Raw genomic sequence first — 25,664 nt, 5'->3', positions numbered from 1 at the left:
GGACCCTCCCTGTCGTACCATGGCGGCAAGGCTAGCATGGCGGGTGCGGGCGGATCACTTCGCCTATGGTCGTAGATGCATCACCATTGCGTCAGGCCCGCCTCATGGGACCAAGGTCGCATAGGGACGCGCCCGGGCCGGGCCTAGGGTCTCGTCCATGCGCGCGATCCTCTGCATCCTGGCCTGTTTCTGCCTGCTGACCGGCACCGTCCGGGCAGAGATGCTGAGCCGCGAGGCGCTGGCAGAACGGGTCATCCCCCCCTTTCTTCTGGGCGAGCCGGTCAACGACAAGGGTGTCTGGACGCTGGAAAACGCGGGCGGACAGACCGCCGGCTACGTTTTCGAGACCGAGCCCCTGGCCCCCCTGCCCGGCTTTTCCGGTGCCGCGATCAACGTCCTGGTGATGCTGGACCTCGAAGGCCGGTTCGTCGATGTCCAGCTGCTTGACCATAACGAGCCGATTTTCGTCTCTGGTCTGGGGCAGGCCGCCTTTGAACAGTTCTTTACCCAATACCGGGGGCATTCGATCTCTGCGCCTATGGTCGTCGGAACCCCCTATGGCGAAACTCAGGGCAGCAGCGCGCTGGTCTACCTGGACGGGGTGACAAAGGCGACGGCCAGCGTGCGGATCGCGCATGAATCCATCCTTGCCGCGACCTTGCAGGTGGCGCGGGAAAAGATGCAGGGCGTGTCCAACGGCCCGCCCGCCTACCCCGATCTCGCGGTGGATGAGGCCCTGACCTGGGACGACCTTGTGGCGCAGGGGCTGGCGACCCGCCACCGTGTGAGCAATGCCGAGGTGAACGCCGCCTTTGCCGGAACGCTCTGGGAAGATGACGATCCGGTGGCACAGGACGATCCCGACGGCGCCTACCTGGATCTCTGGATCGTGGATATCGGCCCGCCCTCGATCGCTCGGGCGGTGCTGGACGCGGACTCACTGGCCGAATTGCAGGCTTTCCTGACGATTTCGGACCATGCCGAACCGATCCTGTTGGTCGAGACCGGGCGGCATGGGCTGATCACGGAGGAGTTCGTGCGCAACACCGCGCCCGACCTTGTCAGCGCGGAGCAATTCGGCCTGCCGGTGGCCCTGCGCGACAGCGACTTGCTGTTTTCCCTGCGCGACGACTTGCCTGACGCCCTTCAAGAGGGCACGGCAATGATCCTGCGCACCGACCGGCGGCTGGGCTTTGACCCGACAGAACCCTGGACCCTGCATGTCGAGGCGGTACGCGAACACGGCTCCTTCATGCCGCAGGTGGGTAGCGTGACGCTCTCCTCGACCCAGTCGACGGACGCCCGGTTCTTTGCCCGCGCCGAGGCGCCCCGCTCGCTGCCTCCCTGGCGGGCGGCGCTGCGCGAGCGGCAGGCGGACCTGATCGCCCTGGCGCTGGGGCTGGCGGTGCTTTTGCCGGTGCTGTTCTGGCGGCAGTCCGCTCTGGCCGGGCTGACCATGTTCACGCCGGTTCGGCTGGGCATCCTTGCGGTCATGACGGGCTTTGTCGGCTGGTGGGGACAGGGACAACTGTCCATCGTGACGGTGATCGGGGTGATCCGAACCGCCTGGGAGGGCGGAAGTTACGCCTTTCTCCTCTACGATCCGTTTTCGCTGCTTGTCTGGGCGGCGGCGATCCTCGGGTTTGTCCTCTGGGGGCGGGCGCTGTTCTGTGGCTGGCTGTGTCCGTTTGGGGCCATGCAGGAATTTGCCCATCACCTTGGCCGATTGCTGCGCCTGCCCGAGGTGACGGTGCCCGCACGCTGGGACAGCCGGCTGAAACGGGTGAAATACCTTGTACTGGCGGGTCTGGTGGCGCTGGTTTTCGTGGCCCCCGGTGCGCTGGACACGGCGGCAGAGGTGGAGCCCTTCAAGACCGCCGTGACCACCTATTTCATCCGCGAATGGTACTATGTGGCCTATGCGGTGGGCTTGCTGGTGCTGTCTGCGCTCATCTTCAAGGGGTTCTGCCGCTATCTTTGTCCGCTGGGCGCACTGATTGCATTGGCCGGGTTGCTGCGGGGGCGCGACTGGATCGCGCGACGGGCGGAATGCGGCAGCCCCTGTCAGCTATGTTCCGTCCGGTGCAAGTATCAGGCGATACCAAGATCGGGCCAGATCGACTATACCGAGTGCTTTGGTTGCCTCGATTGCGTGAAGATCCATGACGATACCGCGCAATGCGTGCCATTGGTGCTGAAGGCGCGCGAAAGGAAGAGGGCGGCATGATATCCCGGCGGCGTTTCCTGAGCATCAGCGCGGCGATGACGCTTGCCCCCCGGAGGCTGGCCGCCGAAGAACGGCGCTGGACCGGGCAGGCGCTGGGCGCCGAGGTGTCGATCACGCTGCACGGCCCGGCCGGGTGGACCGAGGCCGCATTGACCGCCTGCACCACCCTGCTGCAAGAGATCGAGGCGGAGTTCAGCCTGTACGATCCCGCGTCGGCCCTGTCCCGGCTGAATCGAGACGGTGTTCTGGTCCGGCCCTCGCCGAACATGCATTTTCTAATGGGACTGGTGGGCGAGCTGCACCGGATGACGCGGGGCCGGTTTGACCCGACAGTGCAGCCGCTTTGGCAGGCGCTGGCTCGTGGCGGCGACGCCACGGCGGCACGGCAGGCCATCGGCTGGCAGCGCGTCCGCGCCTCTACCGACCGGATCGCACTGGCGCCGGGTCAGGCCCTGACCCTGAACGGCGTCGCACAGGGCTTTGCCACCGACCTGGTGACCGGGGTGCTGGAGGAACACGGCTTTGAAAACGCGCTGGTGCAGATCGGTGAGATGCGCGGGCTGGGCGGTCCGTGGACGGTCGGGATCCTGGATCCCGACGCGGGCCTTGTCACGACGCGCGATCTGACGAACCGGGCCATAGCGACCTCCAGCCCCTCGGCCCTGATGCTGGGCGACATGGGCCATATCCTGGACCCGCTGGAAGAGGCCGCACCGCGCTGGTCGACGGTGAGCGTCGAGGCAGGCTCTGCCGCGTTGGCCGACGGGTTGTCCACGGCGCTGGTCTTTGCCGACCAAGCAGAGGTGCAGCGGGTCAAGGCAGAGGCGCCCGGGGAGATCCGGGTGCTGCTGGTCGATGCCGAGGGCAACCTGCGGACGGTGTAGCGGGGGCGCTGCCCCCGTCTCCCTTCGGTCGACTCCCCCGGAGGTATTTTTGGCCCAAAGAAACACCTGGCATCAAAAAACCCCCGGCCAAGGACCGGGGGTTCGAAAGTGTTGCAGCTGGCTCAGCTGGCCGCGGCAACCGCACGCTTGGTCATCACGCCAACCAGGTGGGCACGATAGGCCGCCGTGCCGTGCAGGTCCGAGATCATGCCATCGGCGGGCACCGACAGGCCGGCTACAGCGTCAGGCGAGAAGTTGGACGACAGCGCCTGTTCCGCCTCGGTCCAGCGGAAGACGCCGTTTTCCGACGCGCCCGTGACCGCGACACGCACGCCGTCGGCGTATTTGGCCACGTAGACAGCCGTCAGCGCAAAGCGCGATGCGGGCTGTTCAAACTTGGCGTAACCGGCCGCCTCCGGCACCGGGAAACGGACCGAGGTGATGATCTCACCCTCTTCGAGGGCGGTGGTGAACATGCCCTGGAAATAGTCGTCCGCCGCGATCTCGCGGGTGTTGGTCACGATGGTCGCCCCCGAACCCAGCGCCGCCGCCGGGTAGCAGGCGGAAGGGTCGTTGTTGGCCAGCGATCCGCCGATGGTACCGCGGTTGCGGACCGCCGGATCCCCGATGCCGCCGGCGAGGCTGGCCAGACCAGGGTAGTGCGCCGCCGCTTCGGCCGCGACGGTGGCATGGGTGGTGCCACCGCCGATGGACAGGTCGCCGTTGTCCTCGCGGCAGACGCCCTTCAACTCGTCGATGCCGGACAGGCTGACCAGCACGGACGGCATCGCCAGGCGCTGTTTCAGGGTCGGGATCAGGGTCTGGCCGCCGCCAAGGGCCTGCGCCTCGTCCTGGCCCAGGGCCGAAACCGCATCGGCCACGCTGGTGGGCCGTACCATGTCGAATGAATACATCTCTTATCCTCCTGTTGATCTCCCCCGGCCCTGGATGCAGGGCCGGGGGCAGGGATTATCCGTTCATCGCCGCCCAGACGCGCGAGGGCGACACGGGCATGTCGATGTGCTCGACCTTGTGACCGCCGGACTGCAGCGCGTCGATGACCGCATTGACGACCGTCGGCGGCGAGCCGATGGCCCCGGCCTCGCCGCAGCCCTTCACACCCAACGGGTTGTGCGTGCAGGGCGTCTGGCAGGAGTGGTCCACGGTATAGTTCGCCATGTGCGGCAGGTCGTCGGCGCGCGGCATCGCGTAATCCATGTAGGACGCGCTCAGCAGCTGGCCGTTCTCGTCGTAGGCGCAGTTTTCCAACAGCGCCTGGCCGATGCCCTGGGCGATGCCGCCATGCACCTGTCCTTCGACGATCATCGGGTTGATGACGTTGCCGAAATCATCCGCCGAAACGAACTTCTCGATGGTCACTTCGCCGGTCTCGGGGTCAAGCTCGACCTCGCAGGCATAGGCGCCCGCCGGGTAGGTGAAGTTCGAGGGATCGTAGAAGGCGGTTTCCTCCAGCCCCGGCTCGATATCCTCGAGCGGGTAGTTGTGCGGCACATAGGCGGCCAGCGTCACATCACCCCAGGCCACGGATTTATCCGTGCCCGCGACCGAGAACTGGCCGTCCTTCAGCTCGATGTCCGTTTCCGCGGCTTCGAGCAGGTGGGCGGCGATCTTCTTGGCCTTGTTGATGATCTTTTCCGTCGCGCGGACCATGGCAGAGCCGCAGACCGCGATCGAGCGCGAGCCGTAGGTGCCCATGCCGAAGGGGATCTTGCTGGTGTCGCCATGCACGATGTCGACCATCGATTCGTCGATGCCCAGCATTTCCGCGACCACCTGCGGGAAGGCGGTTTCGTGGCCCTGGCCGTGGCTGTGTGCGCCGACCATGACGCTGATCGAGCCGGTGGCATTCACCCGCACGGTCGCCGCGTCATACAGACCCGCACGCGCGCCAAGCTGCCCCACAAGGTTCGAGGGCGCGATACCGCAGGCCTCGATGAAGCAGTTGACACCCAGGCCGCGCAGCTTGCCCTTGGCCTCCGATGCCTTGCGGCGCTCGGGGAAGCCGGGGATGTCCATCAGCTCTTCCATCTTGGCCATCGTGGCCTCGTAGTCCCCGGTGTCATAGGCCACCGCAACGGGGGTCTCGTAAGGGAACTGGGTGATGAAGTTCTGACGACGCAACGCGATCGGATCGACGCCCAGCTCACGCGCGGCCTTGTCGATCACGCGCTCCAGCTGAAAGGTCGCCTCGGGGCGGCCGGCGCCGCGGTAGGCGTCCACCGGGACCGTGTTGGTAAAGACCGCCTTGACGTTCACCTGCACGGCGGGCGTCTTGTAGTTGCCGGCCATCAGCGTCCCGTGCAGCCAGGTCGGCACCGAGGACGAGAAGGTCGACAGGTAGGCGCCCATGTTGGCATAGGTGTCGGTGCGCACGGCGGTAAAGTTGTTGTCCGCGTCCAGCGCCAGTTCGATCTTGGTGACGTGGTCACGGCCATGCGCGTCCGACATGAACGCCTCGGATCGTGACGAGGTCCATTTCACCGGGCGATTGATCTGCCGGGCCGCGAAGGTGCAGAAAGCCTCTTCGGCGTAGTGGAAGATCTTGGTGCCGAAACCGCCACCCACGTCGGGCGCCACGACGCGCAGCTTGTGTTCCGGGATGCCCAGGACGAAGGCGCCCATCAGCAGGCGGATCACATGCGGGTTCTGCGAGGTGGTGTAGAGCGTCGATTCGTCATTGGCGCGGGAATAGTCGCCCACGGCCACGCGCGGCTCCATCGGGTTGGCCACCAGGCGGTTGTTGACCAGCTCCAGCGTGGTCACGTGCGCCGCCTCGGCAAAGGCCTTGTCGGTGGCTTCCGTGTCGGTGCCGAACTGCCAGTCATAGCAGAGGTTGTCCGACAGATCGTCATGCACCTTGGTGGCGCCATCGGCCAGCGCGGCCTTCATGTCGACGACCGCCGGCAGTTCCTCGATGTCCAGCTCGATGGCCTCGGCGGCGGTGCGCGCCTCTTCGAGACTGTCGGCCACGACGGCGGCGACCGGGTCACCGACGTGACGGACCTTGCCCTGGGCCAGAACCGGGTGGGCCGGTTCCTTCATCGGGTCGCCGTTCTTGTCAGTCACCTGCCAGCCGCAAGGCAGACCGCCGATCCCCTCGAAATCGGCGCCGGTGAAGATGCGCACGACGCCCGGCATCTGGGATGCCTCTTCGGTGTCGACCTTGTTGATCTTGCCATGCGCCATGTCGGAACGCAGGAAATAGACATAGGCCTGTCCGTGCAGATTGATATCGTCGGTGTAATTGCCGGCGCCGGTCAGAAAGCGGACGTCTTCGCGCCGTTTCTGGCTTGCTCCAATGCCATGATCCTTGGGCATGTGGATTCCTCCCTAGAGTCGATGGGCCGATGACCCACCTTGCGGAAATCGGTTGCGCGGCAGGTCATCCTGCCACGGGGTCAATTCACTCGGCAGCGATGCCCGAAACATCCTGTCCGGATGCGGCCAGGATCGCCTTGACGATGTTGTGGTAGCCGGTGCAGCGGCAGATGTTGCCTTCGAGGTAGTCACGCACCTCGGCCTCGGTCGGTTTGGGGTTCTCTTTGAGCAGCGAAGCCGCCGCCATGACCATGCCCGGGGTGCAGAACCCGCATTGCAGGCCGTGATGGTCCTGGAAGGCCTGCTGGATCACGTTCAGCGAACCGTCCGCGTTGGCCTGGCCCTCGATGGTCGAGATCTCGGCGCCATCCGCTTCGCCCGCGAACATGGTGCAGGCCTTCACGAGGTTGCCGTTGACGTGGATGTTGCATGCGCCGCACTGCGAGGTGTCACAGCCGACATGCGTGCCGGTCAGCCGCAGTTCGTCGCGCAGGAATTCGGTCATCAGCGTGTTGCCCTTGACCGACTTGGTGACGGATTTCCCGTTCACCGTCATCGTTACTTCTGCCATCGCTATCCTCCCTGGATAAAATGTCGTGTCTGGGTATCTCGATGTCGCCGGTTCAGCCCTTCACGAGCCGCTTGAACCAGCCTTTCTTGTGGTTCTCGTCGCCATCCGCGCCGGGTTCCGCGTCGTCCGGATCGGACGGGCCCTCGACCGCGTCCTGGAAGTTCTGGAAAAACTGGTCGGCCATCTTCTTGGCGAAACCGTCGATGATCCGGCTGCCCAGCTGCGCCAGCTTGCCGCCGACCTTGGCTTCGACCTCGTAGCTGAGCAGGGTGCCGCCGTCCGCGGTCTCTTCCAGGTCGACCTTGGCGCCGCCCTTGGCGAACCCGGCGGCGCCGCCCTTGCCTTCGCCGTTCAGCGTGACAGAGTTCGGCTTGTCCATGTCGGCCAGCGTGACCTGGCCCTTGAAGGTCGCCTTCACCGGGCCGACCTTCTGCACCACGGTCGCCTCAAAGCCTTCCTCCGCCGATCCTGTCATCTCGGTGCAACCGGGCACGCAGGCCTTCAGAACCTCGGGATCGAGGATCGCTTGCCATACCACGTCGCGGGGGGCCGCGATCTCGCGGCTGTCACTCATCTGCATCTCTCAACCCTCTTCCTTCTGACGGACGCCCGTGGGCTGCCTCGTTCCTGTGCTCCCTACGGGTCACTCAACGCTCAGGTGGCGTGAAACTCAACCCGTAGCTTTCGAAAATCGCCGCGATGCGCCCATCGTCGAGCGCCGCGTAGATCGCATCGTCCACCGCGTAACCTAGCGGGCGATAACGGAAATTTACACCCAATCCGATGGTCCACTTGCCCACAGAGAAGCCCGGCAAGGGCGGCTGGTGCACGGCCAGGTCCTCTGTCAGGCCGTATTCCAGCTGGGCCATCGGACCCATCGCCGCCTTCACCTCGCCCGCCGCCAGCGCCGCCATTGCCTCCGCGGTGGTCGGGAATCGCCGGATATTGGCATTTAGTTGACCGCCCGCCAGCGAGGTCAGGTAGAAATCGGCAATCGAGTCGTTTTCCACCGCCACCGTATCAAAGCGGAAATAGGCCGGAACGGGTTTTTCCTCGGGGTAGGCCGCCTTGTCATAGGCTATGGCGATCCCCTCGGTCTGGTACTGGCCGGTAAAGGCCACCTGCTCCACGCGGCAGGTAAAGGCACTGTCATAAGGCACGCGCAGCATCACGTTGGACACGGCACCGCCCACCACCGGCCCCTTCCACAGGTAGTTGCGCAAGTCGGCGTCCAGGTTCTCACCCGCCGACACGAACTTGAAGCGCGGTGCGACACCGAGATCCTCGGCGATCAGGCGCCCGATCTCGATGTCGACACCACGCGGCTTGCCGTTTTCTTCGTAGGAATAGGGCGGGTAATCCTCGTAGACGGCAAATTCGATCCAGCCGCGCTCCATGATCTGGTCGATGTCCTGACCAACAATGTCGCGACTGGCGTTCTGGGGTTTCGGTTGCGGCACCCAGTCCTCGCAGCGCGCCTCGACGGCGCCCGCGATGCCGGCCCAAAGGCCGGCCACCAGGCACAGTTTCAGCAAGGGGCGCGCTGCAATCATGTCAGTGCGCCGCCGACAGGCCGATGGTCAACGCCTCGGCCGCCTTGCGATAACCCTCGGCGGTGCCGTCGATCAGCGCCGACGCCCGGTAGGCCGCGCTGTCGGCCACGGGCGCGCCGCTGAGCGTCTCGATGCCGGACGCGATCTCGTCCAGCTTGGCCTTCATGGCATCCGGATCGGCGCCCGAGGCATCCTCGGACCAGGCGGCCAGCTGATCGCGCAGGACCTTCAGCTCGGGCGTCAGTTCCGCCATCTGCTCATCGTCGGGGCGCGCCTCGATATAGGTGCGGATCGCCCAGGCCGCCTTCTGGCCCAGGAGCTCGCCAAAGGCCGGCATCTTGGTGGTGCCGTTCTGGGTGTAACCGTGGATGAACCGTTCCATGTACCATTCGTCGCCGTACTCCTCGGCCTCGAGAAAGCGCAGATCGGGTGCCAGCCCGCCCGAGATCACCTCAAGCCCGTGGCAGCGTGCGCAGTTCTGGTTGTAACCGGATGCGCCGATCTCGACGGCCGTCCAGTAGACCTCGTCTCCCTGGTCGCGGTAGGGGTTCTCGATCAGCCATTCCTCGCCCACATCGGGCAGGGCGTCGGTATTGACGGGCTGCGGGGCAACGTCCCCATGCGACAGCGCCATCGTGGCGCCGAACATCAAGGCCAGGCTCAGTGCAGTGGTCTTGCGGGTCATGTGCGTGTTTCCTCCTCGGTGAGATTGCCCTTTTCTTAGGGGGCCGTCTCGCACCGAAGCTATTGGACCTAAGTCCCAAGCCACGCGGAACCGCGACCAAGGTCCTATTCCGCTGCCAGATGCGGTGCCTACTCTCTTGGCAAAGGGAGGATTTCACGATGTTGCTGCGCCTGGCTCTGGCCTTGTGCCTTGGCACGTCGGCTGCTGTTGCCGATGTGTCCGTTACGATTCACTACCTCCGGCAAGAGGTCGAACAGCCCCCCGTCCTGTCCAACCTCGATCCGATTCCCCAAGACCTTGGCCTGAAGGGCGCCGAGCTGGGCCTCGCCGACAATGCCACGACCGGCCGGTTCATGGGTCAGACCTGGGCGCTGGAGGTGACGGAGGTGCCCATCGGCGGCGATCTTGCAGAGGCGGCGCGCGCCGCGCTGGCGACCACCGACCTGATCGTGCTGGACGCCCCCGCCGATGCGGCGCTGGCGCTGGCAGACCTGCCCGAGGCCGCGGGCGCGCTGATCTTCAACAGCACCGCACCCGACGACCGCCTGCGCGGTGCCGACTGCCGGGCAAACCTGCTGCACACCCTGCCCAGCAATGCCATGCGCACCGATGCTCTCGCGCAGTTCCTGCTGAGCCGCCGCTGGGACGACCTGGCGATGATCACCGGCACCCACCCGGATGACATCGCCTTCGGCGACGCGATGCGCGCCAGCCTGGCCAAGTTCGGAATGCGCCTGAGCTCGGAAAAGACCTGGGCCTTCGACGCCGACATGCGCCGCAACGCCAGCCAGGAGGTGCCGCTCTTCACTCAGGACCTCAAGGCGCATGACGTCCTGCTGATCGCGGACGAGATCCAGGATTTCGGACGCTACATCGCCTACAATACCTGGACGCCCCGCCCTGTCGCCGGCTCCGAGGGGCTGGTGCCCGTTGCCTGGGCGCCGGTGGTGGAGCAATGGGGCGCGGCACAGCTGCAATCGCGATTCACGGACCTGGCCGCGCGCCCGATGCAATCGCGCGACTACGCCGCCTGGGCCGCCGTGCGTGCCATTGGCGAGGCCGTCACCCGCACCGGCGCCGCCGACACCGCAATCCTGCGCGCCTACCTGCTGGGCCCCGACTTCGAACTGGCCGGCTTCAAGGGCCGCCCGCTGTCCTTCCGCGACTGGAACGGTCAGCTGCGCCAGCCGATCCCTCTGGTCACGCAACGCGCTTTGGTGGCGCAGGCCCCGCTCGAAGGCTTTCTCCACCAGGTCAACGAACTCGACACACTGGGCCGCGACGCCCCCGAGTCCGATTGTATGGCGTTCGGAAACTGAGGACCGACATGATGTTTCTTCTCTCTGAAAATACTCGCAAGACCCTCACCGCGGGCCTCGCCGCATGTCTGCTGGCCCCCCCCGTCGCCGCCGAGGAAATCTGGATCACCAACGAAAAGGACGACACCATCAGCGTGATCGACGTCGCCACGCTCGAGGTGGTGCGCACCATCCCGACCGGCGAACGCCCGCGCGGAATCACCTTCAGCCACGACCACAAGGTGGTCTACATCTGCGCCTCGGACAGCGACACGGTGCAGGTCATGGACCCGGCCACCGGCGAGATCCTGTTCGACCTGCCCTCGGGCGAAGATCCGGAACAATTCGTCCTGCACCCGGACAACCGGCATCTCTACATTGCCAACGAGGATGACGCGATCACCACCGTCGTCGACGTGGTGAGCCGCACCGTGGTGGCCCAGATCGACGTGGGCATCGAACCCGAGGGCATGGCCGTTTCGCCCGACGGGCGCTATGCCATCACCACCTCGGAAACCACCAACATGGCGCATTGGATCGACACGGAAACCCGCGAGCTGGTCGCCAACACGCTGGTCGATTCGCGGCCCCGCCACGCGGAATTCGCCGCCGGAGGGACCCAGCTCTGGGTCTCTGCGGAAATCGGCGGCACGGTCAGCATCTTTGACGTTGAGTCGAAGGCCGAACTGGCCAAGATCGACTTTGCCGTCAAGGGCGTGCACCCGGACCGGGTCCAGCCCGTCGGGTTCGAATTCGACGGCGAGGAAAAGACCGCCTTTGTCGCCCTTGGGCCGTCCAACCATGTCGCCGTCGTCAACGCCGAGACATTCGAGGTCGAGAAATACATCCTGGTCGGGCGCCGCGTCTGGCACATGGCCTTCAACAGCGACAAGTCGCTGCTGTTCACCACGAACGGTGTGTCCGGCGACGTGACAGTGATCGACGTGGCCAAGCGTGAGGCGATCAAGACCATCAAGGTAGGCCGCTTCCCCTGGGGGGCCGCGCTGCGCCCCTGACCCGCAGCTTGCAGTTGGTCGCTCCGGCCCGACACGCTAGATTAGTCGCATCGCGGTGGATCCCGTCGCGATGCCGCGAAAGGAGAATGCCATGCGCATGACCGTCCTGGCGATCTGCACCGCGATTGCCGCACCCGCCTTGGCCGAGGAAGACCTGGGCACCCTCAACCCGCCCGAGATGGGCATGGACCGGGTGATCGACAACATCCGTCGCGGACAGGCCGACATGACCACCTGCGCCTCTGGCTATCACTTCACCAAGAAGGGCGATCACGCCGACGCACGCGAGATCTTTCGGCTCTGTGCCGAAAAGGGCGGCTACACGGCCGCGATGACCTGGATGGGCCAGTTGCAGAATAACGGCCTCGGCGGCGACTATGACCCCGATGCCGCCGCCGAATGGGACCGACGGGCCGCCGAGGCGGGCGATCCGGTGGGCCAGTTCAACTACGGTCTGGCGCTGATCCGCGGGCACGGCGTCGCCCGGGACGAGGCCGCGGGCCGGGCGATGGTGGATCGCGCCGCACAGGCGGGACTGCCCGTGGCCCGGCGGCTTCAGGATGCGAACTATGACCTGGACGAGGTTACTCCCGACGCGGACAACTGGAAATACGCGCCGCTCTTCTGAACCTGCGCCGGTCATCCCGCAAAGCGCCGGATCGAGGAGGACCCCTTGCGGCCTCGGGTCTCGCCCCTTCGGGGGGCCGGGCGAGCCGGGATGTTCCGTGGCAACTGCCCCGCGGCACGTTCGAGGACGGCCTGATGCCGTGGTCCTGACCATGACAAGCCCACGCAGGCGCAGGAATACGATCAATGCAGCGGATGGTATTTGCCCGTGATCGGCAGCATCACCACCCGGGACGGCGGCGCGACTTCGGGATTGATCCCTGCCCCATCGCGGAACGAAAGCGCGGCCCGCGGCGCCGCCCTTGGTCTTGGTGTCAGCGGGATCTGCGGGACCTTGGCCGACCCTGTGCGGGTCATGTTTCCGGGATCCTGTCAACCGCGCCACGGTCGTACGACCATTGTGCAATACCTCGCCACGCGGCTTCCCTGAATACTGTTGGCGGCGTCCGGGAGAGGGGCGCGTGTATCCACGTCGCCTGGGCGATGAAGGGAGGAAATCTCATGAACCGATTCATTCTGGCAGCCGCTGCCAGCATCCTGCTGACCGGCACAGCCGCCACGGCAGAAGTGACAGAGGCCGACCTGGCCGACGACCAGACCATCACGACGCAGGTCGTGACCAACGGCATGGGCCGCCACCTGCAGCGGTACAGCCCGCTGGACACGCTGAACAAGGACAACGTCAAGTTCCTGCAGGCGGCCTGGGCCTTCAGCTTTGGTGGTGAAAAGCAGCGCGGTCAGGAAGCCCAGCCGATCATCTACGACGGCGTGATGTATGTCACCGGCTCCTATTCGCGGCTTTATGCCATCGACCTGAAGACCGGTCGCGAACTGTGGCAGTACGACGCCCGCCTGCCCGAGGGAATCCTGCCCTGCTGTGACGTGGTCAACCGGGGGGCCGCGATCTATGGCGACATGATCATCTTCGGCACGCTGGACGCGCGCATCGTGGCGCTGAACAAGGATACCGGCGATGTCGTCTGGCGCGACAAGATCGCCGATTACAAGGCCGGCTATTCCTACACTGCCGCACCGCTGATCGTCGACGGGCTGGTCATCACCGGCAACTCGGGCGGTGAATTCGGTATCGTCGGCACCGTGCAGGCCCGCAACGTCGAGAACGGCGACCTGGTCTGGGAACGTCCCGTGATCGAAGGCCACATGGGCATGCTGAACGGCGAACCCTCGACCATGACCGGAGAGCTGAACGCGACCTGGCCGGGCGACATGTGGAAAACCGGCGGCGGCGCCACCTGGCTGGGCGGCTCTTATGACGCCCGCACCGATACGCTGATCTTTGGCGCGGGCAACCCGGCACCGTGGAACAGCTGGCTGCGCGACGCCGGGCAAAAGAACGACGGTTCGGGCGACAACCTCTATGCCGCAAGCCGCATCGGCATCGACCCCAAGACCGGCGAGATCAAGTGGCACTTCCAGACCACCCCGCGCGAAGGCTGGGATTATGACGGCGTTAATGAAGTGGTCGCCTACAACGACCGCGACGGCAACATGCGCCTCGCCACAGCCGACCGGAACGGCTATTTCTATGTTCTGGACGCCGAAGACGGCGGATTCATCTCGGCCACGCCCTTCGTCAAGGACATCACCTGGGCCAACGGCATCGACGAGAACGGCCGCCCGATCTTCAACGAGGCCAACCGTCCCGGCGATCCCAGCGCGGCCGCAGACGGCAAGAAGGGTGAAGTAATCTTTGCCTCGCCGTCGTTCCTTGGCGGCAAGAACTGGATGCCGATGGCCTTCAGCCAGAAGACCGGCAACTTCTACGTGCCCTCCAACGAATGGGGCATGGATATCTGGAATGAGCCGATCACCTACAAGAAGGGCGCGGCCTACCTGGGTGCAGGATTCACCATCAAGCCGAACTACGAGGATCACATCGGCTCGCTCAAGGCGATCGATCCGGATACCGGCGACCTGGTCTGGGAATACAAGAACGACGCACCGCTTTGGGGTGGCGTGATGACCACCGGCGGCGGCCTTGTCTTCACCGGCACGCCCGAGGGCCTGTTCATCGCATTGGATGACGAGACCGGCGAAGTTCTCTGGGAGTTCCAGACCGGCTCGGGCATCGTGGGCCAACCCGTGACCTGGGAGATGGACGGCGAGCAATATGTCTCGATCGTCTCCGGCTGGGGCGGGGCTGTTCCGCTCTGGGGTGGCGAGGTTGCCAAGAAGGTGAACTACCTCAACCAGGGCGGCACCGTCTGGACCTTCAAGCTGCCCAAGGAACTGGCCAGCCTGCAGTAATCGACCCCTTGGGGTTTGACAGGGGGCGTCCTGCGGGGCGCCCCTTTTTTGTTCGAAACCCTGCGCGCGACTTGTCGCAAAGAACCATGCGTCAGGCCGCACGATCCGCTATGGGTGGGTGGGAAGGAGGTCTTACATGAGCAACGATACCGTGGAAAGTTCCAGCCCGTACGCATCGTCACCCTGTATGGCGCAGGAGATAGCGCCGGATTATTTCGACCCGCTGGCAACGGACCCCGTGCAGAGCAGCGACGTCGCCCGGTGGCGCTGGGCCGAGCGCGGGCATTTGCGCGCCGCGCGGCAAGCGCTCTCGGTCGATGAACGGCAGCAGGTCGGCCAGGCGCTGTGCCAGCACCTGCAAAAACTGCTTTCAGACCGTTTCGGCGGCGCCCGTGGGCGGGTCGTTTCCGCCTATTGGCCGATCAAGGGGGAACCCGACCTGCGCCCAGTGATGGCGGAACTGCATGACGCCGGTTGCATCGTCGCACTGCCGGTCGTCGAAGAAAAAGCCGCGCCACTGGCCTTTCGCCGCTGGACACCGGGCTGTGACATGGTGCGCGGGGATTGGAACATCCCGGTTCCCTCGCCGGACGCGGACCGGCTGACACCGGAAATCGCGCTGGCCCCCGTCATGGGCTGGGACGCGGGGTGTTTCCGACTGGGCTATGGCGGCGGCTACTTTGACCGGACATTGGCCGCGCTGACACCCTGCCCCTTTACCGTCGGCATCGGGTTCCAGGCAGCCAAGCTGCGGACGATCTATCCGCAAGCCCACGACATTCCGCTGAACCTGATCCTGACCGAAGACGGCATAGCGGCCGAGCGTTCCGCCTGACCGGGTCGAACGGATGCAACCGTCGCGCGGCTTCTGGACTTCGCCAGCCTGACCGGTCTAGCCTTCGGCCCATTCCCTTTGGCCATATTCGAAAGGCAGTTTGAAATGCGGTGCCATGAAGTTGACTACGAGATTTTCGGCGATGACATGCAGATCGTCGAGGTCGAGCTGGATCCTGCGGAGGTCGTGATCGCCGAGGCCGGGGCCATGAACTACATGGATGACGGGATCGGTTTTGAAACCCGTCTTGGCGATGGCGCCCGCCCGTCCGCCGGGTTCATGGATTCGCTTCTGAACGTCGGCAAGCGCGTCCTGACCGGCGAATCCATCTTCATGACCCATTTCACCAACACCGGTCAGGGCAAGAAACGCGTCGCCTTTGCCGCGCCCTACCCGGGCAAAATCATCCCGGTGAACATGGCCGAAATGGGCGGAGAGCTGATCTGCCAGAAGGACGCCTTTCTCTGCGCAGCCTTCGGAACGACGACCGACATCGCCTTTCAGCGTCGGCTGGGCGCCGGGTTCTTCGGCGGCGAAGGTTTCATCCTGCAGCGTCTGAACGGCGACGGCATGGCCTTTATCCATGTGGGCGGAACCGTCATCCGGCGCGAATTGCAGGCCGGCGAGGTTCTGCGCGTCGATACCGGCTGTCTGGCGGCGATGACCAGCGGCGTCCACTATGACATCGAACGGGCCGGGAACCTGAAGAGCATGGTCTTCGGCGGCGAGGGGATCTTTCTGGCCACCCTGCGCGGCCCGGGAACCGTGTTCCTGCAAAGCCTGCCCTTCTCGCGACTGGCGGACCGCGTTCTGCGCGCCGCGGGTCCCGGCGGCAACAAGGGCGAAGGCTCTGTTCTGGGCGGGCTGGGCGACATGTTCGGCGACAGGTGATCCGCACCTACGGCACCGCCGCCGCAAAAAGCGGGACAGCTCAGCCGTAGATGCCCCACCAGCGCAGGGTCTGCACGAAATGGAGGTCGATGGCCTTCATCGCCGCCGCTTCGTCCCCGGCCTCGATCGCTGAAATGATGGCCAGGTGCTCTTCCATCGCCGAGGCGACGCGGTCGGCGAGAAAGGGGCGCGTGTTCTGGATGATGGCGATGCGCGTGCGGTTCTCTGCGTAGCACTGCCGCAGCAGAGGATTGTCGAGTTCCTCGGCAAGCGCGTCGTGCAGGCTGAGGTCGACGTCGATGGCGTCTACCGCCTCTGCGGCGCCGATCCCGGCCCGTGCCCGCGCCAGAAGCGCCTCATGCGCCGCGCGCAGCCCAGACCAGTCACGCCCCTTTTCGCGCGCCAGCAGGCGGCGCGCGCCTTCCTTGTCCAGCGTCGCGCGCATGTCCATGCAGTTGCGCGTGGAGTTGAGGTCCGCCGACATCACCTGGATGCCGCGTTTGGGCAGGATCTCGACCAGACCCTGTGCCTCTGCCCGCTTGACCGCTTCGCGAATCGACGAGATCGGAAACCCCAGAACGCTCACCAGTTGCTGCATCGAATGAAAGCTGCTCGACGGCAGCTCTCCACGTCTCAGCGCATCGATGAGGGCGCCAAAGGCACGTCTGCTCTGCGCTTCACCGCCTGCCTCCGTCATGTTTTCCTCCGCTTTCCCTTATATTTGGCGCCGCTTTCAAAAATTTGCAAACAGACCCTTCTGAAAGCGTTTATGGCATTACACAAAATATTTTAACTAACATGTCAGTTATTGCAACATCAGGCGATCCTTGCGCCATGGCGCGCCGCAGGATCGAGGGAGGACCAGACAATGACCGCCGAGAACACCGAAGTGGACGAGACAGAGGCGCCCGGTATCCGGATGCCGCACATCTACGTCATCCTTTTCGTCTTCACGGCCATTGCCGCCGCGCTGACCCATGTCATTCCGGCTGGTCTGTATGACCGGGTGACGCTTGCCAATGGTCGCAGCGCCATCGACCCGACCAGCTATCGCGAGGTTCCGGCCACGCCCGTGGGACTGGAACAGTTCATGCTGGCTGTCCCGAACGGGCTGGTGGATGCCGCCACCGTCGTCTTCTTTACCTTCATCATCGGCGGCACGTTCATGGTGGTGCGCCGGACCGGCCTGATCGACGTGGCGGTGGACAAGCTCGCACGGCGATTTTCCTCGCGCAGCCTGCTGATGTTTCCCGTGCTGATGACGGTCTTTGCAATCGTGGCCTCGTTGATCGGGACACAGGAACTGGCCCTGGTCTATGTGCCGGTGATCCTGCCGCTGATGATCGCACTGGGGTACGATTCGATCACCGCTGCCGCCACCGCACTTTTGGCAACGACAGCCGGTTTCACCGCCGGTGTCCTGAACCCGATCAATACCGGACTGGGCCAGACCATTGCCGAACTCCCGCTGTATTCCGGTGCCGGCCTGCGCGCGACGCTCTTTGTCGTTCTTCTGGTCGTGGCCATGCTGCACACGATCCGCTACGCCCGCCGTGTCCGCGCCAACCCCGACGACAGCCTGATGGCCGGGGATTCCCGCGAAGAGACGAAGCGCGGCGCCTACCAGCACGATTTCTCGTCCGAGCCGATGCGCTTTACCCCGCGCCAGTCCTTGGCCGGGCTGGTCACGCTGGGCTTTTTCGCGATCCTCGTCTGGGGCGTGCTGACCCGTGGCTGGTTCATGCTGGAAATGGCGGGCCTGTTTGTCCTGATGGGCGTGGCCGTCGGCCTTGTCGCCGGGCTGAACACCTCGCGCATCTGCGATGCCTTCAACGAGGGCTTTCGCGACGTGCTGATGGGCGCGATCATCGTCGGGCTGGCGCGGGCGGTCGCGGTGATGTTCGAGCAGGGGCAGGTGATGGACACGCTGGTGCACGGGCTTGGCGGCCTTGTCGGCAGCTTTCCCGACACGCTTTCGGCGGTGGGCATGTTCCTGTCGCAGCTCGGTTTCAACTTTGTCATTCCGTCGGGCAGCGGCCAGGCGCTTGTGACCATGCCGATCATGGCGCCGCTTTCGGACCTGATCGGGGTGACACGGCAGAACGCGGTGCTGGCCTACCAGTTGGGTGACGGACTATCGAACATCTTCTACCCGACTTCCGGCTATTTCATGGCGACACTCGCGCTGGCCGGTGTGGGCTGGGATCGCTGGATCCGGTTCTTCCTGCCGCTCTTCGTGACCTGGATCGGCATTGCGATCGCCTTCCTGATCTTTGCCCAAGCGACCAACTGGACCGGTTGAACCGGCACGCAGGACCATCTGACGGCGTGACCCTGGTCATGCCGTCTGCACATCCTCCTAAGACCTTAGCACAGGTGCCGAGGCTCTGGCGCTTTGCTAGGATCGTAAGGTATACCAAGAGACCGGCGTTCAATGGGGAGGAGAACGTTGCCCGATACGGATCATCAACGGCATTTCGCCTCTGCGCTGATCGTGGACGATCATCCGCTGTTCTGCGACGCGCTGGCCATGACGCTCAAGACCGTGGCCGGGATCGAGGAGATCGAAACTGCCAGCCTGCTTGAGGATGCGCTGGACGCCCTGGGCGAAGGCGCGGAACCGGATGTCATCGTGTTGGACCTCAACCTGCCGGACGTGAACGGGCTGGACGGGCTGATCCGCCTCAAGACCGCCGCCGGGGGGATCCCCGTGGTCGTCGTCTCGTCGATGGCGGACAACCGGATGGTGACATCGGTGATGCGCGCGGGCGCCAAGGGGTTCGTGCCCAAGCACAGCCAGCGCGGAGTCTTTCGCCAGGCCTTCGACGCGCTGGCCCGGGACGAGGTTTTTGTCCCCGAGGGGTTCGTCGACGTGGGCGATGCCGGGCAGCCGGCAGAGTCCGGGGACGACGCGGTGTCGCGACTGTCGACGCTGACCAACCAGCAGGCGCGCATCCTGCAACTGATCTGCGAAGGCAAGCTGAACAAGCAGATCGCCTATGACCTGTCGATCGCGGAAACCACCGTCAAGGCGCATGTCACCGCCATCATGCGCAAGCTGGGTGTCCAGAGCCGCACCCAGGCCGTGCTGATCGCGGGCGAGGCCAGCTTTTCGAACCTCTTGCCAAGACAGCCGGACACTCCGTAATCTGTCCGGAATAAAGACAGAACATTTGGGGAGGAGAACCGATGGACGGAGCAGCCTCTCCGTCCGAGGGGGGTGTCGACAAAGACGCCGTTCTGCGGACAGCCCGCGCCGATTGCGACGCACCCGACCTGATCGACCAGCTTGCCGACGGGCTGGGCAACGGCCCCTTTGCCGTCGTGATGATCTTTTGCAGCCCCGCGACACCATTCCAGACGCTGGTAACAGGCCTGCAGTCCAGACTGGGCGATGCCCCGGTCATGGCCTGCACCACCGCCGGAGAGATCGCGATGGGCGCTGGCTATGTCGAGAACCAGGTGGTGGCAATGGCCCTGCCCCAGCGCTGTTTCGAGGCCGAGGTCCTGCTGTACGAGGACCTGGAAAACCTGCCCAGCCACGAGATGACCCAGCGCACCATCCGCGCCCGCGCCGACCTGGGTGCCCGCGCCCCCGAGATGACCGAGGAATTCGCTTTTCTCATGGTCGACGGGCTGTCGATGCAGGAAGACCGGCTGGCCTCGTCCCTGACCGCCGGGCTGGGGCCGACGCAGCTTTTCGGCGGATCTGCCGGGGACGGCGTGCGGTTCGAACATACCTTCGTCGCCCTGAACGGCGTCTGCCACGAAAAGGCGGCTGTCATGGCCCTGGTGCGCAGCACCTGTCGGTTGCGCGTGTTCAGCGTCAACCATTTCACCCCCACCGACCTGCGCATGGTGGTGACACGCGCGGATCCGTCACGCCGGCTGGTGCACGAAATCAACGCCGAACCGGCAGCACTGGAGCTTGGGCGACTGCTGGGCAAGGACCCGCACCAGATCGACACCTTCACCTTTGCCGACAGCCCGATGGTCGTGCGCCTGGGCGGCAGTCACCATGTCCGCGCCATCAAGCGCGTGACCGAGAGCGGCGCGCTGGAATTCTTTTCCGCCATCGACGAGGGCCTTGTGCTGACCCTGGCCGATGCGGCCCATATCGTCGATCACCTGGACCAGCAGCTGAGCGAACTGTCACGGACCCAAAAGCCCGAGGCAATCCTGGCCTGCGATTGCGTTCTGCGCCGGATAGAGGCAGAAAAACGGCAGTTGAAACGGCCCCTTGACGATGTGCTGTCGCGGCACAGGGTCACCGGGTTTTCCACCTACGGCGAGCAGGTCAACGGGATGCATGTCAACCAGACCATGACCGGAGTCGCGATCTATGCACCGGAGGGTCCATGCAGGGAGACGTGACGCATTTCCTGATCAATCCCGACGACCCGCTGGAACGCCAGAACGAAAAGCTGCTCAAGATCAGCGAGGCGCTGATGCGCCGGGTCGAACAGGACACCGATCAATCCGGCGCCGCCTATGCCCAGTTCGAACGCGCCGCCATGCTGGAGGACCAGGTGCGCCAGCGCACCCGCGACCTGGAATACACGCTGGACCTGCTGAACCAGTCCAACGCCGCGCTGGCCCGCGCCAAGCACGAGGCCGAACACGCCCGCAAGAATCTCGCCAACGCGATCGAGGCGGTGCAGGAGGGTTTTGCCCTGTTCGACAGCGCCGACAAGCTGGTGATGTGGAACAGCCGGTTCAGCCTGCCGCTGCACGACGTGCAACCGCGGCTGGCCGAAGGTCTGCCCTTTGCCGATTATGTCGAGGCGGTCAGCGAAAGCCGGTTCCTGCAACTGCCCGACATCGTCAGCCCCGCGCAATGGGCCGAACAGCGGCTGAAACGTCACAAGGACCGGCACGCGATCTTCAACGTGCGCCTGATCTGGGATCGCTGGCTGCAGGTCAGCGAACACCGCACACCGGACGGCGGCACCGTGGTTCTGCAGACCGACGTGACAGACATCATGCGGCTGGAACGGCAGGAACGCGGCAAGCTGCTGGACAGCCAGGCCCGCATGCTGCGGGCGACCCTGGACCACCTCAACCAGGGGGTCTGCATCTTTGACCGCGACGCACGGCTGGTGGGCTGGAACGACAAGATCGGCGAAATGCTGTCCCTGCCCATCGCCACGCTGCGGCTTGGCGTGGATTTCGACCGGCTGATCGAACAGCTAGAAACCCGCTTTGACGCCGACGTGATGACCGCCGAGGAACTGCGCGCATGGGCGCACCAGGACCGCGGCCGCCAACCCTTGCGGTTCGAGATCCGCGCCGAGAGCAGGATCACGCTGGACGTCTTCGCGCAGGAAATGCCCGACCGCGGTTTCGTGATCTCATTCACCGACGTCTCGGTCGAACGCCAGGCGGCACGGGCGCTGGAAGAGGCCAACGAACTGCTGGAACGGCGGGTGATGGAACGCACGCTGGAACTGGAGGACGCGCTGGTCACGGCGGAACGGGCCAATGCGTCCAAGTCCCGCTTTGTCGCGGCGGCCAGCCATGACCTGCTGCAACCTCTGTCGGCGGCAAAGCTTTACATCTCGGGGATCGCGGAGCGTGGTGGCGATGACACCGCGCAGGAACACGCGACGAAGGCGCTGAGCGCGATGGACAGCGTCGAAAAGATCATCGACGCCCTGCTGGACATCTCCAAGCTGGATTCCGGCGCCGCCAGCCTGGACATCACCGCCGTCTCGGTGAACCAGCTCTTGCAGCGACTGCATGATGAGTTCGCCCCCCTTGCCGCGCTCAAGGGGCTGGATCTGCGCGTGGTGCCCGCCTCTGGCAGCGTGGCCAGCGATCCCGGCTTTCTGCGCCGCATCCTGCAGAACCTGATCGCGAACGCGGTGCGCTATACCGAAAAGGGCCGTGTGCTTGTTGGTGCGCGGCGGCAGGGCAACACGGTCCGCTTCGAGGTCTGGGACACCGGACCCGGCATCGCCGAGGACGACCAGGAACGGATCTTTCGCGAGTTCGAGCGTCTGGACAGCAAGAGCAGCGTGAACGAGGGGCTGGGCCTTGGCCTGGCGATCGTGGAACGCGCCTGCGCGCAGTTGCGCCATCCGCTTGGTGTGACCTCTGAACTTGGGCGCGGCACGCGGTTCTTCTTCAGCGCGCAAAGGGTGAACGGCCCGAACGAGATGCCCGTACCCCGCAAGAGCCCGGCAGCTCGGCAACGCCTGCGCGACAGCGGATTGATCGTGCTGCTGGTGGAAAATGACGAGGAACTGCGCCACGCGCTGGGCCTGTTGATCGAACGCTGGGGCGGCAGCGTGCTGGATGCGGGCAGCGTCGAGGAGGCGCGCGCACTGCTGCATGACATCGGCATCCTGCCGGACGCCCTGTTGGCGGACTACCACCTTGGCGAGGGGCAGGACGGGCTGGCGCTGGTCCGGCAGTTGCGGGCGCGCGATCCGGGCCTGCCCGCGCGCCTCATGTCGGCCAACCGCTCGACCGAACTGCGCCAGATGTGCGACGCGGCGCAGACCGTGCTGATGACCAAGCCGATCGACACCGAGGATCTCGAGGATTTCCTTTACTCCGCAACCATGCGGGGCACGCTGACCCCGCCCTGACCGGGCAGGATCACCGCAAGGCGATCAGCGCAGCGCCACCGCCTGACCTTCGCCCAGACCGGCAAGGGCATCGCTGACGATCAGCCGCCCCGCAGCGCCGGGAATACGCGCGATGGTCTCACGCGGGCCGGTCTTGAGGATCTCGACCGCGACCTCCTGCAGCGTGGCGCCCTCTTCGTCTACCAGAAAGACCGTGTCGCCACTGGTCAGCGCGTTGGTGGGGATCTCAAAGGTTTCGTCACCGGCATCCAGCATCGCTTCGACCTCCACCGCCTCGTTCAGGAACAGGTCGGGGGCGCAGGTCTCGTCGACCTCGATGGTGGCCTTCACGAATTGATTTTCCAGGTCCGCCTCGGTGTCGAAACGGGTGATCGTCCCGGCGCAGACCTGGCCGTTCACGCGGGTGATGCGCACGCCCGAGCCGTCGGAAATCCCGGTCGGGCCACTTTCGGACAGGCGGCTGATCAGGATGAAGACATCCACCGATTTCTCGCTGGGCGCATAGATCTGCGCGGCGCGCTCCCCGGCCGAGACGCAGTCGCCCACGTTGGTTTCAAACCCCACGAGCACGCCGTCGATGGGCGCGGTCAGCACCAGCTGTTCGTGGTTGAGCTGCGCGGTCTGCAGGTCCAGCTGCCCGATCTCATGCGCGATTTCGGCGCGGCGCTTGGCGGCGCGGGCGGTGGCGATGGCCTCTTGCGCGCGGTCGGCGGCAAACTGCGCCTCCATGAAGCGGCGCTCGACGCCTTCCATCGTTGTCTCGTTGATCAGGCCCCGGCCCAGCATGGTGCTGTTGCGCTCATATTCGGCGGTGGTCAGGTCCAGTTCCTGCTGGCGGCGCTTGTCGTCGGCAATGGCGGACTGGATGTCCAGTTCACGCTCCTCGATGGTGGCGGCCAGTTCGGCAACCCGCGACTCGGCCGTGCGCAGTGCCAGCAGCGACCGCTTGTCATCCAGACGCACCAGCACCTGCCCGGCAGTGGCGACGCGTGCGCGCTTGGCCTTGTCCGAAACCTCAATCACACAACCGCCTGCCTCGTAGGACAGGCCCAGCATGTCGCTGGCCTGCACGGTGCCAAAAAAGGTGTCCGTGGTGACAGGCTGGCCCGACTCCAGCCGCATCGTGTCGACCTGCACCGGCGCGGCGTCCTGGGCAAACCCACCGGCCGGCAGCATCAGCGCCAGCACACCGGCGCCGGCAATTGCACGCCAGGACCGCTTGAACTGGATGTCTTTTGTCATCCTGAAACCTCTTTCCCTGTTGAACGCCGCGGTCCGTCCTGTCCTGAGAACGGCGACCCGGATCCGCGAAAACCATAGCGCATCCGCGGCGATTGTCGCGGTTTTGGAACGGAATACCAGCGCCTTGTCACGGCAAAGTGTCAGTCCCTGCCAATTTGGCGGACCAGGTCAGTCACGCTGCCATCGCGGTATTCGCTGACGGCGACAACACGTCCCTGCGCGCGGGGCGACACCGGCTGACGCGCCTTGGCGGCGGCCTCGCGCGCGAGGTCCTGAATCGGGCGCACGGCCAAGCCAGCCTTGTGCAGCCTCTCCGCCAACTCTGGCCGCGCCGGGTTCACCGCCAGCCCCGCCTCCGTCACCAGAACGTCGATGGTCTGGCCCGGCGTGGTCAGCGTGCCCACCTTCGGCACAATCTTGGCAAAACCGGCAGCGGTCAGCCGCGTGGTCACGATGGACAAGCGCGCGCCTGCCGCCGTGTCCGCGTGCCCGCCCGACCCGCCGATCAGAACTCCACCCGCCCGCGTGGTCACGTTGACGTTGAACTCCAGGTCGATCTCGGCCGCGCCCAGCACCACCGCATCGACCCGGTCGACCACCGCGCCGCCGATATGCGGGGCCGCATAGGTGGCCGCCGACATGGACTGGTGCCGGGGATCGTCCCTGTAGGATCGCACGGCCTCCAGGTCGAAACACTGCACGTCCATCAACCCGCGGAAAAGCCCCGCGCGCAGCATCTCGACATGGAAACCGGTGATCCCGCCGGAACAGAAACTGCCCGTGACGCCCATTTCTGCCATCTGCCGCCCAACGGCGGCAGCAGTCGCCAGAGACGCGCCGCCCGCCCCGGTCTGGAAGGAAAACCCGTCGCTCAGCAACCCGCTGGCGGCGATGGTCCGCGCGGCGCTATCTGCAATCGCCAGGCTGACCGCGTCTTCTGCCGGGCGCGTGGTGCCAGAGGCGATGCCAGACGGATCACCGATGCGCGGCACCTGCACGACGTGATCCACCTGTCCCTGCGGAATGTCGATGGCAGGCGCCGGGTAGGGCACCAGCGTATCGGTGACCGCCACGGTCCGGCGGGCGACGGCCACATCCGTCATCGGATAGCCCAGTGTCCCGCAGGCAGTCGGCCCCGTGCTGCCCGAGACATTCCCCATCTCGTCCGCCGATGGTGCGGCGACAAAGGCAGCGTCGATCACGATTTCCCCGGCATCCAGCGCCCGCGCCCGGCCACCGTGGGTCATCAGGACCGCCGGTTGGGGCAGAACGCCGGTCGAGATCGCCTCAGCCACAGGGCCCGAGATGAAGGCGGCGGAGATGCCCGAGACGGTGCCGTTCCGGATGTGATCGACCAGAGGCGCATGGACGGGAAAGATCGAACTGGCCGCCACATGCAGGTCCTTCAATCCCCGCCGGGCCAGCGCCGCCAGCACCATGTTCAGAACGTGATCGCCATTGCGCAGGTGGTGGTGGAAGGACACCGTGGCCCCGTCGCGCAGCTCACAGGCGGATATCGCCGCGTCCAGATCAGGCAGCAGCTTGGTCAGGCGAGGGCCGCGCGCGACACCGGCGGGCTTGTAGCGGCGCAAGGCGCCATAGCCGGGAAGATCGGGCGGCTGGTCGGGCATCGTC

General features: G+C 65.3%; 22 protein-coding genes. 12 read left to right on the top strand and 10 right to left on the bottom strand.

Features of this window, described 5'->3' with window-relative positions:
* Positions 1–157 precede the first annotated feature (157 nt).
* Together RBB42_RS21360 and RBB42_RS21355 are read left to right on the top strand one after the other, a co-directional pair.
* On the top strand, positions 158–2,227 hold the full coding sequence (locus RBB42_RS21360) for a 4Fe-4S binding protein (RefSeq protein WP_305970113.1): 2,070 nt from the start codon (positions 158–160) through the stop codon (positions 2,225–2,227).
* Positions 2,224–3,111 carry an FAD:protein FMN transferase gene (locus RBB42_RS21355; RefSeq protein ID WP_305970112.1) on the top strand — a complete coding sequence of 296 codons (888 nt, stop codon included), beginning with the start codon at positions 2,224–2,226 and terminating at the stop codon, positions 3,109–3,111. The genes RBB42_RS21360 and RBB42_RS21355 overlap by 4 nt, the downstream gene beginning before the upstream one ends.
* A 122-nt stretch (positions 3,112–3,233) precedes the next feature.
* On the opposite strand, the gene RBB42_RS21350 is transcribed toward RBB42_RS21355, so the two are convergent.
* The 6 genes from RBB42_RS21350 to pedF all read right to left on the bottom strand — a co-directional run bounded on the left by RBB42_RS21350 (position 3,234) and on the right by pedF (position 9,259).
* A complete protein-coding gene (locus RBB42_RS21350) occupies positions 3,234–4,025 on the bottom strand; it encodes an FAD binding domain-containing protein (RefSeq protein WP_305970111.1) in 792 nt (263 codons plus the stop codon).
* A 55-nt stretch (positions 4,026–4,080) separates the two neighbouring features.
* Entirely contained in the window at positions 4,081–6,450 is a 2,370-nt protein-coding gene (locus RBB42_RS21345) for a xanthine dehydrogenase family protein molybdopterin-binding subunit (RefSeq protein ID WP_305970110.1), read from the bottom strand.
* 85 nt (positions 6,451–6,535) lie between these two features.
* Positions 6,536–7,021: a (2Fe-2S)-binding protein gene (locus RBB42_RS21340; RefSeq protein ID WP_305970109.1), complete on the bottom strand. Its 486-nt coding sequence runs from the start codon at positions 7,019–7,021 to the stop codon at positions 6,536–6,538.
* Between the two features lie 52 nt (positions 7,022–7,073).
* Positions 7,074–7,601 (bottom strand): SRPBCC family protein, encoded by a 528-nt coding sequence (locus RBB42_RS21335; protein ID WP_305970108.1) that lies wholly within the window; start codon positions 7,599–7,601, stop codon positions 7,074–7,076.
* 67 nt (positions 7,602–7,668) lie between these two features.
* Positions 7,669–8,574, bottom strand: a complete 906-nt coding sequence (locus RBB42_RS21330) for a substrate-binding periplasmic protein (protein WP_305970107.1) — start codon at positions 8,572–8,574, stop codon at positions 7,669–7,671.
* A gap of 1 nt (position 8,575) precedes the next feature.
* Positions 8,576–9,259, bottom strand: coding sequence for a cytochrome c-550 PedF (gene pedF / locus RBB42_RS21325; RefSeq protein WP_305970106.1), 684 nt, complete (start codon positions 9,257–9,259; stop codon positions 8,576–8,578).
* A gap of 158 nt (positions 9,260–9,417) precedes the next feature.
* Between pedF and RBB42_RS21320 the strand changes: the two genes are divergently transcribed.
* The 3 genes from RBB42_RS21320 (at position 9,418) to RBB42_RS21310 (ending at position 12,201) form a co-directional block, all read left to right on the top strand.
* Positions 9,418–10,578: an ABC transporter substrate-binding protein gene (locus RBB42_RS21320; RefSeq protein WP_305970105.1), complete on the top strand. Its 1,161-nt coding sequence runs from the start codon at positions 9,418–9,420 to the stop codon at positions 10,576–10,578.
* Positions 10,579–10,586: 8 nt separating this feature from the next.
* Complete coding sequence (locus tag RBB42_RS21315; RefSeq protein WP_371931718.1) at positions 10,587–11,573, top strand: YVTN family beta-propeller repeat protein; 987 nt, start codon at positions 10,587–10,589, stop codon at positions 11,571–11,573.
* 91 nt (positions 11,574–11,664) lie between these two features.
* Positions 11,665–12,201, top strand: coding sequence for a tetratricopeptide repeat protein (locus RBB42_RS21310; protein WP_305970104.1), 537 nt, complete (start codon positions 11,665–11,667; stop codon positions 12,199–12,201).
* Between the two features lie 182 nt (positions 12,202–12,383).
* Here RBB42_RS21310 and RBB42_RS21305 read toward each other — a convergent pair whose 3' ends face one another.
* Positions 12,384–12,557 (bottom strand): hypothetical protein, encoded by a 174-nt coding sequence (locus tag RBB42_RS21305; RefSeq protein WP_305970103.1) that lies wholly within the window; start codon positions 12,555–12,557, stop codon positions 12,384–12,386.
* 144 nt (positions 12,558–12,701) lie between these two features.
* On the opposite strand from RBB42_RS21305, the gene RBB42_RS21300 reads away from it, so the two are divergent.
* The 3 genes from RBB42_RS21300 to RBB42_RS21290 all read left to right on the top strand — a co-directional run bounded on the left by RBB42_RS21300 (position 12,702) and on the right by RBB42_RS21290 (position 16,194).
* The gene (locus tag RBB42_RS21300; protein WP_305970102.1) at positions 12,702–14,468 is read left to right on the top strand and encodes a PQQ-dependent methanol/ethanol family dehydrogenase; all 1,767 of its coding nucleotides are present in this window, start codon (positions 12,702–12,704) and stop codon (positions 14,466–14,468) included.
* Between the two features lie 136 nt (positions 14,469–14,604).
* On the top strand, positions 14,605–15,303 hold the full coding sequence (locus RBB42_RS21295; protein WP_305970101.1) for a 5-formyltetrahydrofolate cyclo-ligase: 699 nt from the start codon (positions 14,605–14,607) through the stop codon (positions 15,301–15,303).
* Positions 15,304–15,408: 105 nt separating this feature from the next.
* Positions 15,409–16,194: a TIGR00266 family protein gene (locus tag RBB42_RS21290; protein WP_305970100.1), complete on the top strand. Its 786-nt coding sequence runs from the start codon at positions 15,409–15,411 to the stop codon at positions 16,192–16,194.
* A 40-nt stretch (positions 16,195–16,234) separates the two neighbouring features.
* Here RBB42_RS21290 and RBB42_RS21285 read toward each other — a convergent pair whose 3' ends face one another.
* Positions 16,235–16,891 carry a GntR family transcriptional regulator gene (locus RBB42_RS21285; RefSeq protein ID WP_305970099.1) on the bottom strand — a complete coding sequence of 219 codons (657 nt, stop codon included), beginning with the start codon at positions 16,889–16,891 and terminating at the stop codon, positions 16,235–16,237.
* Between the two features lie 171 nt (positions 16,892–17,062).
* Here RBB42_RS21285 and RBB42_RS21280 point away from each other — a divergent pair, with 171 nt between their 5' ends.
* From RBB42_RS21280 to RBB42_RS21265, 4 genes are all read left to right on the top strand, one after another.
* Positions 17,063–18,496 carry a YfcC family protein gene (locus RBB42_RS21280; RefSeq protein ID WP_305970098.1) on the top strand — a complete coding sequence of 478 codons (1,434 nt, stop codon included), beginning with the start codon at positions 17,063–17,065 and terminating at the stop codon, positions 18,494–18,496.
* A gap of 132 nt (positions 18,497–18,628) precedes the next feature.
* Positions 18,629–19,342 carry a response regulator gene (locus tag RBB42_RS21275; RefSeq protein ID WP_371931717.1) on the top strand — a complete coding sequence of 238 codons (714 nt, stop codon included), beginning with the start codon at positions 18,629–18,631 and terminating at the stop codon, positions 19,340–19,342.
* Between the two features lie 41 nt (positions 19,343–19,383).
* On the top strand, positions 19,384–20,568 hold the full coding sequence (locus RBB42_RS21270) for an FIST N-terminal domain-containing protein (protein ID WP_305970096.1): 1,185 nt from the start codon (positions 19,384–19,386) through the stop codon (positions 20,566–20,568).
* Positions 20,553–22,787 (top strand): hybrid sensor histidine kinase/response regulator, encoded by a 2,235-nt coding sequence (locus RBB42_RS21265; RefSeq protein WP_305970095.1) that lies wholly within the window; start codon positions 20,553–20,555, stop codon positions 22,785–22,787. The genes RBB42_RS21270 and RBB42_RS21265 overlap by 16 nt, the downstream gene beginning before the upstream one ends.
* Before the next feature lie 24 nt (positions 22,788–22,811).
* Here RBB42_RS21265 and RBB42_RS21260 read toward each other — a convergent pair whose 3' ends face one another.
* The gene (locus RBB42_RS21260; RefSeq protein ID WP_305970094.1) at positions 22,812–24,029 is read right to left on the bottom strand and encodes an efflux RND transporter periplasmic adaptor subunit; all 1,218 of its coding nucleotides are present in this window, start codon (positions 24,027–24,029) and stop codon (positions 22,812–22,814) included.
* A gap of 140 nt (positions 24,030–24,169) precedes the next feature.
* Positions 24,170–25,660: a citrate lyase subunit alpha gene (gene citF, locus RBB42_RS21255; RefSeq protein ID WP_305970093.1), complete on the bottom strand. Its 1,491-nt coding sequence runs from the start codon at positions 25,658–25,660 to the stop codon at positions 24,170–24,172.
* Positions 25,661–25,664: the final 4 nt, after the last annotated feature.

It is taken from the genome of Mameliella sp. MMSF_3455 (assembly GCF_030733205.1).
Taxonomy (GTDB): Bacteria; Pseudomonadota; Alphaproteobacteria; order Rhodobacterales; family Rhodobacteraceae; genus Antarctobacter.
This window is presented reverse-complemented; position numbering and strand designations above follow the sequence as displayed.